13 protein-coding genes are annotated in these 15,287 nt (G+C 54.1%); 5 read left to right on the top strand and 8 right to left on the bottom strand.

Annotation, left to right across the window (positions count from 1 at the left end):
* Positions 1 to 5 precede the first annotated feature (5 nt).
* Both glnL and glnA read right to left on the bottom strand, forming a co-directional pair.
* Complete coding sequence (gene glnL, locus AWR26_RS25365; protein ID WP_074922593.1) at positions 6 to 1,055, bottom strand: nitrogen regulation protein NR(II); 1,050 nt, start codon at positions 1,053 to 1,055, stop codon at positions 6 to 8.
* A 265-nt stretch (positions 1,056 to 1,320) separates the two neighbouring features.
* Complete coding sequence (gene glnA, locus AWR26_RS25360) at positions 1,321 to 2,730, bottom strand: glutamate--ammonia ligase (protein WP_074922595.1); 1,410 nt, start codon at positions 2,728 to 2,730, stop codon at positions 1,321 to 1,323.
* Between the two features lie 381 nt (positions 2,731 to 3,111).
* On the opposite strand from glnA, the gene typA reads away from it, so the two are divergent.
* The 5 genes from typA to fabY all read left to right on the top strand — a co-directional run bounded on the left by typA (position 3,112) and on the right by fabY (position 7,953).
* Entirely contained in the window at positions 3,112 to 4,935 is a 1,824-nt protein-coding gene (gene typA / locus AWR26_RS25355; protein ID WP_074922597.1) for a ribosome-dependent GTPase TypA, read from the top strand.
* A gap of 132 nt (positions 4,936 to 5,067) precedes the next feature.
* Positions 5,068 to 5,667 carry a glucose-1-phosphatase gene (gene yihX / locus AWR26_RS25350; protein ID WP_043955962.1) on the top strand — a complete coding sequence of 200 codons (600 nt, stop codon included), beginning with the start codon at positions 5,068 to 5,070 and terminating at the stop codon, positions 5,665 to 5,667.
* On the top strand, positions 5,661 to 6,533 hold the full coding sequence (locus AWR26_RS25345; protein ID WP_074922599.1) for a virulence factor BrkB family protein: 873 nt from the start codon (positions 5,661 to 5,663) through the stop codon (positions 6,531 to 6,533). Before yihX ends, AWR26_RS25345 begins: the two co-directional genes overlap by 7 nt.
* Entirely contained in the window at positions 6,530 to 6,967 is a 438-nt protein-coding gene (gene dtd, locus AWR26_RS25340) for a D-aminoacyl-tRNA deacylase (protein WP_074922601.1), read from the top strand. The genes AWR26_RS25345 and dtd overlap by 4 nt, the downstream gene beginning before the upstream one ends.
* A gap of 44 nt (positions 6,968 to 7,011) precedes the next feature.
* Positions 7,012 to 7,953, top strand: coding sequence for a fatty acid biosynthesis protein FabY (gene fabY, locus AWR26_RS25335; RefSeq protein WP_007369329.1), 942 nt, complete (start codon positions 7,012 to 7,014; stop codon positions 7,951 to 7,953).
* A gap of 47 nt (positions 7,954 to 8,000) precedes the next feature.
* Here the strand turns inward: fabY and AWR26_RS25330 are convergent, their stop codons facing one another.
* From AWR26_RS25330 to fdnG, 6 genes are all read right to left on the bottom strand, one after another.
* Positions 8,001 to 8,339 (bottom strand): nuclear transport factor 2 family protein, encoded by a 339-nt coding sequence (locus AWR26_RS25330; RefSeq protein WP_074922603.1) that lies wholly within the window; start codon positions 8,337 to 8,339, stop codon positions 8,001 to 8,003.
* Between the two features lie 17 nt (positions 8,340 to 8,356).
* The gene (locus AWR26_RS25325) at positions 8,357 to 9,268 is read right to left on the bottom strand and encodes an alpha/beta hydrolase (RefSeq protein ID WP_074922605.1); all 912 of its coding nucleotides are present in this window, start codon (positions 9,266 to 9,268) and stop codon (positions 8,357 to 8,359) included.
* Positions 9,269 to 9,569: 301 nt separating this feature from the next.
* The gene (gene fdhE / locus AWR26_RS25320; protein WP_074922607.1) at positions 9,570 to 10,499 is read right to left on the bottom strand and encodes a formate dehydrogenase accessory protein FdhE; all 930 of its coding nucleotides are present in this window, start codon (positions 10,497 to 10,499) and stop codon (positions 9,570 to 9,572) included.
* A complete protein-coding gene (gene fdoI, locus AWR26_RS25315) occupies positions 10,496 to 11,131 on the bottom strand; it encodes a formate dehydrogenase cytochrome b556 subunit (protein ID WP_074922609.1) in 636 nt (211 codons plus the stop codon). Before fdoI ends, fdhE begins: the two co-directional genes overlap by 4 nt.
* Positions 11,128 to 12,030, bottom strand: coding sequence for a formate dehydrogenase subunit beta (fdxH, locus tag AWR26_RS25310; RefSeq protein WP_043955956.1), 903 nt, complete (start codon positions 12,028 to 12,030; stop codon positions 11,128 to 11,130). Before fdxH ends, fdoI begins: the two co-directional genes overlap by 4 nt.
* A gap of 12 nt (positions 12,031 to 12,042) precedes the next feature.
* Positions 12,043 to 15,093, bottom strand: a complete 3,051-nt coding sequence (fdnG, locus tag AWR26_RS25305; protein ID WP_139227971.1) for a formate dehydrogenase-N subunit alpha — start codon at positions 15,091 to 15,093, stop codon at positions 12,043 to 12,045.
* Between the last annotated feature and the right edge of the window lie 194 nt (positions 15,094 to 15,287).

The following is a 15,287-nucleotide window of genomic DNA, read 5'->3' as shown; positions in this document are numbered from 1 at the left end:
CACCTCTACTTCCGAATAGGCAGAAATACCGAGAATTCGGTATGACCTGGCCAACTGGTGAATTCAATTTTGCCAGAATGTTGATCAATCAAACTGCGTGCGATAGATAATCCCAGCCCGGTACCGCCCTCACGCCCGCTCACCATGGGATAGAACAGCGTATCCTGGAGATGCGACGGAATACCTGGGCCGTTATCTTCCACATCTATTCTCGCCGCGAGGCGATAGCGAATTCCGTGCAGCGTTAACTGGAAGGAGGTACGGGTACGCAGAATAATTTCGCCCCCTTCCGGCCCCAGCGCTTGCAGAGCGTTGCGGACGATATTCAGTAAAACCTGTTCAATTTGGTCTGGATCGTGGGCCAACTCCGGTAAACTCGGATCGTAATCGCGAACCAGCGTTACATTGTCCGGCAGTTCCATCGACACCAGTTTCACTACGCGTTCGGCAACTTTATGAATGCTTTCGGTAACATGCATTCCCGGCTGCTGTGGGCCTAACAGACGATCCACCAGATTTCGCAGACGGTCGGCCTGCTCAATAATAACTTTGGTGTATTCCATCAACGCCGGATCGGGCAGCGCTTTGCTCAGCAGTTGCGCCGCACCGCGTAACCCGCCAAGCGGGTTTTTAATTTCATGCGCCAGTCCACGCACCAGATCACGCGCAGCCACCTGTTGGGCGTGCTGCAATTGTTCCTGGCTCAGACGTCGTTGATTATCCATTGGCGCCATTTCCAGCAGGACTAAACCGTCCGGTAAACGTTGCGCCGTCAGCGACAAAATATGTGAGCGACCATCGATCACGAGAGTCACTTCGTTATCGGTAAAACCCTGACCTGCATGCAAACTTTCACGCATCAAATCGATATTCAGTGAAAAGTAGCTCAGCAGTTCAGGCAGCGGTGTACCGAATAATTTACGCGAGCTCTGCGCCAGCAACTGCTGTGCTGCAGGGTTGGCGTAATGCACCGCCAGTTCGTCATCAACCAGTAAGATACTGTTGATCAAAGAATTGAGGATCTGCCCAGCATCGGGCAGCGCGCCGCTTGCCATTTAGCAGTCTCCCGGAGATATGCACCAATTTAGTGCAGTATAGCTTTTTATAGGTAAAAAATGCGACAGAACAGGGTGTTGGTGGAGAAAAAAGCCCATCCAGGGATGGGCTAAAAGTTCCACGGCAACAAATCCTCTGGCATCTTTCTCGCCGTTGCTGCGTTGGCTGCCTTCGCTCACCCCGGTCACATAGTTATCTATGCTCCCGGGGATTCGCTCAGTTGCCGCCTTGCTACGACAAGAAATCCGCCGAGTATTTAATTTTTTAAACGCTGTAGTACAGTTCGAACTCTACCGGGTGCGGCGTCATGCGAACGCGGTCATTCTCAGCGATACGCAGTTCGATGTAAGCATCGATAGCGTCATCGGTGAATACGCCACCGGCAGTCAGGAACTCGCGGTCAGCATCCAGCGCGTTGAGCGCTTCTTCCAGAGAGCCTGCAACCTGCGGGATCTCTTTCGCTTCTTCTGGCGGCAGGTCATACAGGTTTTTGTCCATTGCTTCGCCCGGGTGGATTTTGTTTTTAATACCATCCAGACCTGCCATCAGCAGCGCTGCGAAGCACAGGTACGGGTTAGCCGCCGGATCCGGGAAGCGAACTTCGATACGACGTGCTTTCGGAGAGGCAACGACCGGAATACGGATAGAAGCAGAACGGTTACGGGCAGAGTAAGCCAGCATTACCGGCGCTTCATAACCCGGGACCAGACGTTTGTAGGAGTTGGTGGTCGGGTTAGACAGGGCGTTGATAGCTTTAGCGTGTTTGATTATGCCGCCGATGTAGTACAGCGCCATTTCAGACAGGCCTGCATATTTGTCGCCAGAGAACAGGTTAGTACCGTTCTTGGACAGGGACATGTGGCAGTGCATACCGGAACCGTTATCACCAAACATCGGTTTTGGCATAAAGGTTGCGGTTTTACCGAAGCGGTGAGCAACGTTATGTACCACATATTTGTAGATCTGAATTTCGTCCGCTTTTTTGGTCATGGTGTTGAAGCGGGTAGCCACTTCGTTCTGACCAGCAGTTGCCACTTCGTGGTGGTGAGCTTCAACAACCAGGCCCATCTCTTCCATCACCAGACACATGGTGGAACGCAGATCCTGTGATGAATCAACCGGCGGAACCGGGAAGTAACCGCCTTTAACAGCCGGACGGTGACCTTTGTTACCACCTTCGTATTTGGTGGAGGTGTTCCATGCGCCTTCGATATCATCGATAGCAACGCTGGAACCGGAAATGGAGCTGCCGAAACGAACGTCGTCGAACAGGAAGAATTCCGGCTCTGGCCCAAACAGAACGGTATCTGCCAGACCGGTAGAACGCAGGTACTCTTCAGCGCGTTTCGCGATGGAACGCGGGTCGCGGTCGTAACCCTGCATAGTGCCTGGTTCGAGGATATCGCAACGGATGATCAGCGTTGTTTCTTCGTAGAACGGATCAATGACAGCGGTAGTCGCGTCCGGCATCAGCACCATGTCTGATTCGTTGATGCCTTTCCAGCCACCAATCGAAGAACCATCAAACATTTTGCCTTCTTCAAAGAAGTCAGCATTAACCTGATGGGCTGGGATAGTGACGTGCTGTTCTTTACCTTTGGTATCGGTGAAGCGCAGATCAACAAACTTCACTTCGTGCTCATTCAGCATCGTCAAAACGTGTTCAGCGGACATACTTAAACTCTCCCGGATTTGTCATTGTCGTCGTGGTAACGAGGTCTTCAAATACTGCGTGAAACCTGGCGTAGTTGCCGTAAAATAGATAAAGCGAAATCTATGCCAACTTTTAAATGCCCCTCAAAAGGCGTTATTATGCCCGGTATAGTGCAAAAGGGCTGCACCATGATGGTTAAATTGCACCAATATAGTGCTTTCATGTGAACATTAAGCACCTTATTGGTGCAATTTTTTGTTAGCGGCCCTTTTAACGCTCCGTGAAAGCGATCACAAAGCAACTCTGCAATACTTGTTTGCGGAGGATGTTTGTGATCCTGTTTTGTCCTTCGATTAATACGTGTACAATAACGCGCTATTTCTAATGCCTGAGGCAAAGTTGTGATCGAAAATCTGCGTAACATCGCCATCATTGCTCACGTTGACCACGGTAAAACAACCCTGGTTGACAAGCTGCTGCAGCAATCCGGTACGTTCGACGAACGTGCTGAAACTCAAGAGCGTGTGATGGACTCCAACGATTTGGAGAAAGAGCGTGGGATTACCATCCTCGCGAAAAACACCGCTATCAAATGGAATGATTACCGTATCAACATCGTTGATACCCCTGGGCACGCCGACTTCGGTGGTGAAGTTGAGCGTGTGATGTCCATGGTCGATTCCGTGCTGCTGGTGGTTGATGCGTTTGACGGCCCGATGCCGCAAACGCGCTTCGTGACCAAAAAAGCATTTGCCCATGGCCTCAAGCCGATTGTGGTAATCAACAAAGTTGACCGTCCTGGCGCGCGTCCGGACTGGGTTGTTGATCAGGTCTTCGACCTGTTCGTTAACCTCGACGCGACCGACGAACAGCTGGACTTCCCGATCGTTTACGCTTCTGCGTTGAACGGTATCGCGGGTTTGGACCATGAAAACATGGCTGAAGACATGACCCCGCTGTATCAGGCGATTGTTGACCATGTACCGGCACCGAACGTCGATCTCGACGGGACCCTGCAAATGCAGATCTCCCAGCTCGACTATAACAACTACGTTGGTGTTATCGGCATTGGTCGTATCAAACGCGGTAAAGTGAAGCCGAACCAGCAGGTTACTATCATTGATAGCGAAGGCAAAACCCGCAACGGTAAAGTCGGTAAAGTGCTGACCCACCTGGGTCTGGAACGTATCGACAGCGAAATCGCCGAAGCTGGCGATATCATCGCGATCACCGGTCTGGGCGAACTGAACATCTCCGACACCATCTGCGACCCGCAGAATGTGGAAGCGCTGCCGGCGCTGTCTGTTGATGAGCCGACCGTAACCATGTTCTTCAACGTCAACACCTCTCCGTTCTGTGGTAAAGAAGGTAAGTACGTGACTTCACGTCAGATCCTTGACCGCCTGAACAAAGAGCTGGTGCACAACGTTGCGCTGCGCGTGGAAGAAACCGAAGACGCTGATGCATTCCGCGTTTCCGGTCGTGGTGAGCTGCACCTGTCTGTTCTGATCGAGAACATGCGTCGTGAAGGTTTCGAGATGGCGGTTTCCCGTCCGAAAGTTATCTTCCGTGAAATCGACGGCCGTCGCCAGGAACCGTTTGAAAACGTGACGCTGGACGTTGAAGAGCAGCACCAGGGTTCTGTCATGCAGGCGCTGGGCGAGCGTAAAGGCGACCTGAAAAACATGAATCCGGATGGCAAAGGCCGCGTACGTCTCGACTACGTGATCCCAAGCCGTGGCCTGATCGGCTTCCGTTCTGAGTTCATGACCATGACTTCCGGTACCGGTCTGCTGTACTCCACCTTCAGCCACTACGACGATGTTCGTCCGGGCGAAGTTGGCCAGCGTAACAACGGCGTACTGATCTCCAACGGTCAGGGTAAAGCGGTAGCGTTCGCGCTGTTCGGTTTGCAGGATCGCGGTAAGTTGTTCCTTGGTCACGGTGCGGAAGTTTATGAAGGCCAGATCATTGGTATTCATAGCCGTTCTAACGACCTGACGGTAAACTGCCTGACCGGTAAGAAACTGACCAACATGCGTGCGTCCGGTACGGACGAAGCAACGGTTCTGGTTCCGCCGGTTAAGATGACCCTGGAGCAAGCTCTGGAGTTCATCGATGACGACGAACTGGTAGAAGTGACCCCGCTGTCTATCCGTATTCGTAAACGTCACCTGACGGAAAACGATCGTAAACGCGCAATGCGCGGTGCAAAAGAAGAGTAATTTCTCCTCTTTTCCGTGAAAAAGCCGCTGATATTCAGCGGCTTTTTTTATGCCCGCATGTGAGACGGTAAACTATTCAATTTCACACTTTACCGCTACAGTTAACTCTCCACGGCTGGCAAGGAGAGAGAAATGCTCTATATCTTTGATTTAGGTAATGTGATTGTCGATATCGACTTTAACCGGGTGCTGGGTGCCTGGAGTGATTTCAGCCGTGTGCCGCTGGCGAATTTGAAGCAGAGCTTTACCATGGGCGAAGCTTTTCATCAGCATGAGCGCGGAGAGATCAGCGACGAAGATTTTGCCAAAGCGCTGTGTGAAGAGATGGAAATGCCGCTGAGCTACGAGCAATTTTCTACCGGCTGGCAGGCGGTGTTTGTCGCTCTGCGTAGCGAGGTTATCGACATCATGCACAAGTTGCGCGCCCAGGGGCATCGCGTGGTGGTTCTGTCGAATACCAACCGCCTGCATACCACTTACTGGCCGGAGCAATATCCTGAAATCCAGGCTGCTGCCGACCATATCTATCTTTCCCAGGAAATGGGGATGCGTAAGCCCGAAGCGCGCATTTATCAGCAAGTATTATCACTTGAAGGCTTTTCTGCCGACGATGCCATCTTTTTCGATGACAATGCTGACAATATCGCCGGTGCAGAGCAGTTGGGTATTACCAGTATTCTGGTGACGGGCAAAACGACGATCCCCGATTATTTCGCGAAGCAGTTATGCTAAAAAACGTTCGGCAGCATGCCAGACATCGCGCGTGCGCATTGTGGTCATGGTTAAAACTACTCTGGCAGCGTATCGATGAAGATCATATGACGACGCTGGCGGGGAACCTCGCTTACGTCTCGTTGCTCTCGCTGGTGCCGCTGATCGCTGTGATAGTCGCGCTGTTTGCTGCATTTCCGATGTTTTCTGAAATCAGCCTTCAGCTACGTCATTTTGTGTTTGCCAATTTCATTCCGGCAACCGGTGATGTGATTCAGAACTATATCGAGCAGTTTGTGGCGAACTCCACCAAAATGACCGCTGTCGGTGCGTGCGGGCTGATTGTGACATCGCTGCTGTTGATGTACTCCATTGATACGGCGCTGAACACTATCTGGCGCAGCACGCGGGTTCGCCCGCATGTTTACTCATTTGCGGTTTACTGGATGATCCTCACGCTTGGGCCACTGCTGGCGGGCGCCAGCCTTGCTATTAGTTCCTATTTGCTGTCGCTGCGCTGGGCCAGTGAACTGAACAGCGTGATTGATGATGTGCTGCGGATTTTCCCGCTGATTTTATCCTGGCTCTCTTTCTGGCTGCTTTACAGCATTGTTCCCACGACGCGGGTGCCTAACCGCGACGCTATTATCGGTGCCTTTGTCGCGGCGCTGTTGTTCGAGCTGGGCAAGAAAGTGTTTGGCCTCTATATCACCATGTTCCCTTCCTACCAGCTTATTTATGGCGTGCTGGCTGTCATCCCGATTTTATTCCTCTGGGTTTACTGGACCTGGTGTATCGTCTTGCTAGGTGCAGAAATAACTGTCACTCTCGGTGAATACCGAAAACTCAAAATAGCCGCACAGCAAGAAGAAGCAGACCAACCATGATTGCATTAATTCAACGTGTTTCCCGCGCAAGTGTTAGCGTGGCGGGCGAGGTGACGGGCGAAATTGGCCCGGGACTTTTAGTGTTGTTAGGGGTCGAAAGGGAAGACGATGAACAAAAAGCGAACCGCCTGTGCGAGCGAGTGCTGGGGTATCGCATTTTTAGCGACACTGAAGGAAAAATGAATCTTAACGTCCAGCAGGCGGGTGGGAGCGTGCTGGTGGTGTCGCAATTTACGCTGGCGGCGGATACCGAACGCGGAATGCGCCCTGGGTTTTCCAGAGGCGCCGCGCCGGATAAAGCGGAAGCGCTGTATAACTACTTTGTCGAACGTTGCCGCAGCCAGCAGATGGAAACGCAAACCGGGCGATTCGCTGCCGATATGCAGGTTTCGCTGGTCAACGATGGTCCTGTCACATTCTGGTTGCAGATATGAGCCAGCTTGCGGCGTGGCCCAGAGTCACAAGAGAGAACACCGCTATGTATCACCTCCGTGTACCGCAGACTGAAGAAGAGTTAGAGCGTTATTACCAGTTCCGCTGGGAAATGCTGCGCAAACCCCTGCATCAGCCAAAAGGTTCCGAACGCGATGCATGGGATGCCATGGCGCATCACCAGATGGTGGTTGATGAAGAGGGCAACATGGTGGCGGTCGGCAGGCTGTATATCAACGCCGACAATGAAGCCTCAATCCGTTTTATGGCCGTTCACCCTTCTGTGCAGGATAAAGGGCTGGGTACGTTGATGGCGATGACGCTGGAATCCGTGGCCCGCCAGGAAGGGGTTAAACGGGTGACCTGTAGCGCCCGCGAAGATGCCGTAGAGTTTTTTGCCAAGCTCGGGTTTATCAATGAAGGGGAGATCACTGCGCCGCAAACCACGCCGGTGCGCCATTTTTTGATGATCAAACCCGTGGCTACGCTGGACGATATTCTGCATCGCGGCGACTGGTGCGGGCAGTTGCAACAAGCCTGGTACGAGCATATTCCGCTGAGCGAAAAGATGGGCGTGCGTATTCAGCAGTACACCGGGCAGAAATTCATCACCACTATGCCGGAGACCGGCAACCAGAACCCGCACCATACGCTGTTTGCCGGCAGCCTGTTTTCGCTGGCGACGCTCACTGGCTGGGGGCTAATCTGGCTGATGCTGCGTGAACGCCATCTCGGCGGCACCATTATTCTGGCAGATGCGCACATTCGATACAGCACGCCAATTACGGGTAAACCCAGCGCGATTGCCGATCTCGGTTCGCTAAGCGGCGATCTCGATCGCCTGGCGCGCGGGCGTAAAGCGCGCGTGCAGCTTCAGGTTGAGTTGTTTGGCGAGGGTAAGCAGGGCGCAATTTTCGAAGGGATTTACATCGTACTGCCCGCAAAACCTTTTGGTCCTTATGAAGAAGGCGGCAACGAAGAAGAGTAACCGACCGCGCGCTTGTTGATGCAGGCGCGCAGCCTTATTGCTGCTCCTCACTGCGCAAAGAAAAACCACGCGGTGGTGATGCGCCCATCCTGCACTTCATAAACCGCCATATTTTCGATGACCGATTCGCCAATGCCGTAGATTTTTTCGTGATCGAACACCTTATTACCCATCACCGTACGCGAGAGTAGCTCTGCGCGGAGTGCCGGGTTATTAAAACGGTGCCGGGCATAGAACGCGCGTAAGGCTTCCCGCCCTTGCAGCGATGGCACAGTGGAGGGCAATCGGTAGGCGGTGAAATCTTCACTAAAGCATGCAACGAACGCTTCAATATTATGGGCATTGTAAGCGGCGAACTGCTGTTCTACGGGGCTTACGACAGACATCGGCTCTCCTTTGGGTTTTATGCTCTGGCCACGCGTGCGGCCACGTCTTGTATGGCATCACGGGCGCTCTGGCTGATACCGGCAAGCTGGAAGAAGCCGTGAATAACGCCGAGGTAGCGGGAACAGGTACAATTTACGCCCTGGTCCGTCATATGCTGGTATAACGCTTCCCCTTCATCGCACAACGGATCGAACTCCGCCGTAATAATGTGTACCGGCGGCAGACCTGCGAAATCATCGCGCCACAGCGGGCTGACATCCGACAGCAGGCGGTCAGTGTCGCCAAGATACATTTCGTAGCCTGACAGCAGCGCATCACGGGTAATGACATAATCAGAACCGTTAAAGGTATAGCTATCGAAATAGGCCGTGGCATCCAGCATCGGGTAGATCAACACCAGTTGCGCGGGTTGCCAGACCGCCGCCGCCTTCAATCGTAGTGCCGTGACCAGCGCCAGATGCCCGCCTGCGCTGTCGCCCGCCAGCGTAATTCGTTGCGGATCAATGTTGAGGTGCTCGGCATTTTTCCAAATCACCTCTGCACCCTGTAGCGCATCATCGTGCGCGGCAGGCCAGCGATGTTCCGGCGCGAGCCGATACTGCACGGCAATCACCCGACAGCCGCTGTACCACGCTAACTGGCGCAACTGGTTATCATGCGTGGCGAACCCGCCGCTGATAAAACAGCCGCCGTGGTAATAGATCAGTGCAGGCAGTTTACCGTTGGCCTCCAGCGGCGAGAACACGCGCAGCGTCACACCTTCAAGCGTAACGTCTTCAACCTGAACGCGGGTTTCCGTTTCCCCGGCAAGTGACGTGCTGGCAATATAACCCGCGCGCCGTTCATCAATACTTCTGGCGCGCGCCGAGGGGCGCCCGGCGGCGATAAAGTCGCTCACCAACCCGGCAATGCCTTTTTCCAGTGCCATTCCGCTCACCTTTATCTGTATAAATATCCAGTTTTATAGCCTGGTTTTTATGAAATGGGAACGGCTGATTTTGTGGAAAGCACAAATTTGGAAGGCTGCTCGTAAAGCCGGTTTATAGCTTTTGAACCCGCTTGTTTTTGCCGAAAGTGGCGGTATGTTGTACTGCGAAATGTGCTGAAATCATTAACGTTTGCGATGCATCACGGTGGGGAGCGCTACATTGGGACAGGGGCAGAATAGCAAAACTGATATGGAAACAATGGCGGGCCGGGTAAGCTCAGCTTACCGCGACCTGTCAGGATTATTCCCCTTCGCCCGGGAAGAGGAACGGGTTGATGGAGCTACGGGCGAAACCTTCCTGCTCCATGCGGGCATCGAGCACCAGCGAAGCTAAATCATCGGCCACCGGTTCGACGTTCGGGTCTTTTTCCTGGTACAGGATCTTCAGGTAAGTGCCGCAGTCGCCGCAGCTTTCGGCTTTAATGGCTGCCTGCTCATTATCCAGCGACCAGTAGTGCAGATCGCGGGTCTGCTCGCAGTTGCTACATTTGACGCGCACCACGTGCCATTCGGTTTCGCACAGATTGCAGTGCAGGTAACGCAGCCCCTGCGTTGTGCCGATATGTACCACGCTGGAAACCGGCATAGCGCCGCAAACCGGGCAGAACTGGCGTTGTTCACCATATTCAGCACGGGCTTTCCCTGGGATCAGGCTGGCCATTTGCGCCCAGTAGAGCGACAGCGCAGCCCAGATAAACGGCGATTTATCGCTGCTCACCGCGGCGAAATCAGCAGCAAATAGCGCGCTGGCCATCGCTTCCAGCTCCTGCGCGGAGGCCTTTTCAAGGTTCTCAATGACCGCCAGCGCCGGGCCACTCATCTCCGGCTTCAGCTCGGCGATGAGCGAATGCAGCAGCTTGTGCCAGTGCGTATCACGCGGCAGCACGTGAATATCGAGCGGCGGTTTACCCTCTTCAGCGGCTTCTTTAATGCGCGCTGTCAGGTCGATTTGCAAGGGGTGGTCGTACAGCACCACTTCCTGGGCATGGGCGATAAGCGCAGCAAAACGCAGGTAATCACCCAGCGGGTTACTCTCTGCAAGTTCGCGCAGACGCTCTGCGCGGCGGTTGTAGAGATTTTTCAGTCTGGGGAATAATAACGGCGGAATAACTTCCGCCGTGCGTTTATCGCTCTTCTCCAGCTCATCTTGCGGGATTATGCGAATACTCATTCAGTCGATTTTTCCGTTGTCTTGCGAACTTCCCGGTACCAGCGCGGGTGATGTTTCTTCGCCCACGTACTGGTGACCCAGCCTTCCACCATTGCGGTTATGGTGCCTTTAACCCACAGGGCGGCGTAAATATGCACCATAATAACCACAATTAACGCGACTGCGGCAAATGAATGCACCATCAGCGCTAATCGGATTAGCGGAATAGGGAACGCTGGCGCGAAGTAAGGGCGCCAGATAACCACGCCGCTTACCAGTAGCAACACCAGGAAAATAATCGCCGCCCAGAAGACGCATTTCTGACCGAAGTTATATCGCCCGGTGTCGCCTACTTCCTCATTGACGACAATCTTACGAATATTCTTCGCCCAAAAGATATCATCCCTGGTGATGAGGTTATGGTGCCAGTAGCGGAAAAACATGATGATAAACGACGCAAACATCACCACGCCGACGAACGGATGGAGAATGCGCGCCAGCTGCGGCGTACCGAGAATCCCCATTAACCAGTTGAAGGAGGGGAAGAAAAACCCCAGCCCGCTCACCGCCGCCAGCACGAAGCAGAAGGCGGTGACCCAGTGGTTAATGCGCTCCGGTGCCGTGTAGCGCACGATGGTGTCACGTTTTTTCATTTGCGCACCTCGTCTTTCTCTTCATGCAGGTTATCGTCTTCCTCTTCTGCACGGTTCGGACCGACACCGACATAGTGGAAGATGCTGGCTGCGAAGGTCGCTGCAAAGCCGACCGCCGCAAGCGGTTTCCAGATGCCTTTCCAGAACTTCACGGTTTCGCTGATCTGCGGATTCTCCGGCAGGCCGTGATACAGATTCGGCTTGTCGGCGTGATGCAGCACGTACATCACATGTGTTCCGCCAACGCCCGCCGGATCGTACAGCCCGGCGTTATCATAACCGCGGGTTTTCAGCTCCGCGACGCGTTCGCCAGCGAGGGTTTTCATATCCTCTTTGGAGCCAAAGTGGATAGCGCCGGTCGGGCAGGTTTTCACGCATGCCGGTTCCTGGCCCACGGTGACACGGTCGACGCACAGCGTACATTTGTAGACGCGGTTGTCTTCCGGGTTCAGACGCGGTACATCGAACGGGCAACCGGCGATGCAGTAACCGCAACCGATGCACTGCTCAGACTGGAAGTCGACAATGCCGTTGGCATACTGAATGATAGCCCCTTCTGACGGACATGCTTTCAGGCAGCCAGGATCGGCGCAGTGCATGCAGCCATCTTTACGGATCAGCCACTCCAGTTTGTCGTTCTGTTCCACTTCCGAGAAGCGCATAACTGTCCAGGATTTCGCGGTCAGATCCGCCGGGTTGTCATACACCCCGACGTTATGTCCCACTTCATCACGGATGTCGTTCCACTCGGAACAGGCCACCTGACAGGCTTTACAGCCAATACAGGTGGTGACGTCGATAAGTTTCGCCACTTCCTGCTGGTGATCCCGCGCCTGTGGCGCGGGCGTGAAGCCGTTAGTTGCGGAACGACGGATGATGTCTTGCGATTGATAAGCCATAAGTCGTCTCCGTTACACCTTTTCCACATTCACCAGGAACGCCTTGAACTCCGGCGTTTGGGTGTTCGCATCGCCGACGAACGGCGTTAACGTATTGGCGATAAAGCCTTTCTTCGCCACACCTTCATAACCCCAGTGAATAGGAATACCGATGGTATCGACATCTTTGCCGTTCACTTTCAGCGTGCGGATACGCTTGGTCACCACCGCTTTGGCTTTGATATAGCCACGGTTGGAGGAGACACGAACCGTATCACCCTGAACGATGCCCAGTTTGCCCGCCAGCTTCTCACCGATCTCCACAAACTGTTCCGGCTGCGCGATAGCGTTAAGCAGCGCGTGCTTGGTCCAGTAGTGGAAGTGCTCGGTCAGACGGTAAGTGGTGCCGACATACGGGAATTTATCCGCTTTACCCATGGCTTCCATATCGTCTTTAAAGACGCGGGCTGCCGGGTTGGATACGACGTTCGGGTGCAGCGGGTTAGTGCCCAGCGGCGTTTCAAACGGCTCGTAGTGTTCCGGGAACGGCCCTTCTGCCATCTTATCGATAGCAAACAGGCGACCCATCCCTTCCGGCTGCATGATAAACGGCCCAACATTGCTGCCTGGCGCGGCAGTGCTGTAGTCCGGAATATCCACGCCGCCCCACTTCGCACCGTCCCACTTCAGCAACTGACGCTTCGGATCCCACGGTTTACCCTGCGGATCGGCCGAAGCACGGTTGTAAAGAATGCGGCGGTTAAGCGGCCATGCCCACGCCCAGCCCAGCGTATTGCCAAGGCCTGACGGATCGGCGTTATCGCGACGTGCCATCTGGTTGCCATCCGGCGTCCAGCTACCGGCGAAGATCCAGCAACCACTGGAGGTGGTGCCGTCATCGCGCAGTTGAGCAAACGAGCTAAGCTGCTGGCCTTTTTTGACGATCACTGCGCCCGTTGCCGGGTCGATAATGTCTGCCAGTGCTTTACCGTTGCTCTCCATCGCCACTTCTTCCGATGCCGGTTCGTTCGGGGTGGAGTAGTTCCAGGTCATATTCAGCACCGGTTCCGGGCACACACCGCCCTCTTCGGCATACAACTTACGCAGACGTGTAAAGATACCGGCGAGGATCTCGCCATCGGTCACTGCTTCGCCCGGGCCGTCAGCGCCTTTCCAGTGCCATTGCAACCAGCGGCCGGAGTTCACGATCGAACCGTTCTCTTCGGCGAAGCAGGTTGAAGGCAGGCGGAACACTTCGGTCTGGATTTTCGCTGGATCGACATCGTTCGACTCGCCGTGGTTTTGCCAGAAGGTCGAGGTTTCGGTGTTCAGCGGATCGATGGTCACCAGGAACTTCAGTTTCGACAGCGATGCCACGACCTTGTTCTTGTTCGGGAACGAGGCCACCGGGTTAAAGCCCTGGCACAGATAGCCGTTCACCTGGCCTTTGTACATCATGTCGAAGTACTGCAGAACGTCGTAACTTTTGTCCCACTTCGGCAGCCAGTCAAAGCCCCAGCTATTTTCCGCTGTGGCTTTGTCGCCAAAGAAGGCTTTCATCATCGAAACGAAGAATTTCGGGTAATTACCCCAGTAGTTCACCTGGCCTTCCAGCAACGGTTTCGGCGTGTTGGCGGCAAGGTAGGTCTGGAGATCGGCCTGTTTCTCACTCGGCAGCGTCATATAGCCCGGCAGGCTTTGTGACAGCAAGCCAAGGTCCGTCAGCCCCTGAATGTTGGAGTGACCGCGCAGGGCGTTTACGCCGCCGCCAGCCATTCCCATGTTCCCCAGCAGCAACTGGATCATCGCCATGGTGCGAATGTTCTGCGCGCCGACAGAGTGCTGTGTCCAGCCCAGCGCATAGAGGAACGAGGCAGTTTTATCATGGACGCTGGTTTCGGCGATGTATTCGCACACCTTCAGGAAATCCGCTTTTGGCGTCCCGCAGATGTTTTCAACCACGTCCGGCGTATAGCGGGAGACGTGCTGTTTCAGCAGGTTCCACACGCAGCGCGGATGGGTGAGCGTGGTATCGCGTTTGGCGAAACCTTTCTCATCCAGTTCGTAGTTCCAGCTGGTTTTGTCGTATTTACGTTTATCCGCGTCATAGCCGGTGAACAGGCCATCTTCGAAACCATAATCTTCCCGCACGATCAGGCTGGCGTTGGTATAGGCCTCGGTATATTCGCGGTTATATTTTTCGTTGGTCATCAGGTACAGCAACACGCCTGACAGGAAGGCAATGTCAGTACCGGAACGAATCGGCGTATAGAAATCCGCAACAGAGGCGGTACGCGTAAAGCGCGGATCGATAACAATCAGCTTCGCGCCATTATGGATCTTGGCTTCCATCGCCCAGCGGAATCCCACCGGATGTGCTTCAGCCGCATTCCCACCCATCACAATGATAAGGTTGGCGTTCTTGATGTCGACCCAGTGGTTGGTCATCGCACCGCGACCAAATGTTGGAGCAAGACTTGCTACCGTTGGTCCGTGTCAGACACGCGCCTGGTTGTCGACGGCTAACATGCCGAGTGCGCGGGTAAATTTTTGCGTTAAATAGCCAGTTTCATTGCTGGACGCGGATGCGCACAGCATACCGGTGCTCAGCCAGCGGTTGACGGTGGTGCCTGCGGCATTTTGCGCGATAAAGTTGGCGTCGCGGTCGGCTTTAATCAGCTTCGCGATGCGGTCAAACGCATCATCCCACGTGATGCGCTGCCATTTATCGGAGCCTGGCGCACGGTATTCCGGGTATTTCAGGCGGCTTTCCGAGTGGATGAAATCCACCAGACCTGCGCCTTTCGGGCACAGCGCGCCACGGTTTACCGGATGATCCGGGTCACCCTCGATATGAAAGATTGACGCTTTGGCGTTCTTGGCACCGTCGCCGAGGCTGTACATCAACAGCCCACAGCCGACGGAACAATATGTGCAGGTATTACGGGTTTCACGGGTACGCAGCAGCTTATACTGCCGTGTTTCCGCAAGCGCGATATTGGGGGCAAAGCCCAATGCCGCAGCCGTTGTTCCTGCCATACCGCCAGCGCAGATCTTAAAGAACTGCCTTCTGCTGACCTGCATGGTTTGCTCCTGGTTCGACATTACTCTTATCGTTTTTTCTTTGCGGTGATTTTCGCAAAGGTTCAGAATTGCTGGTAATCCCTCATCCTGGGGGGATTAGCAACGAAGATTACTACAATGTGGGTAGGCCAATTCTGCGGTAAGTTCCTCAGAATGGCTGCTATTCCCTCTTTCCCCCAAGGGATATACGCAAA

The organism is Kosakonia oryzae (assembly GCF_001658025.2).
In the GTDB taxonomy this organism is placed as follows: domain Bacteria; phylum Pseudomonadota; class Gammaproteobacteria; order Enterobacterales; family Enterobacteriaceae; genus Kosakonia; species Kosakonia oryzae.
The sequence above is the reverse complement of the archived record's forward strand: the minus strand, read 5'-3'. Positions and strand labels throughout refer to the sequence as shown.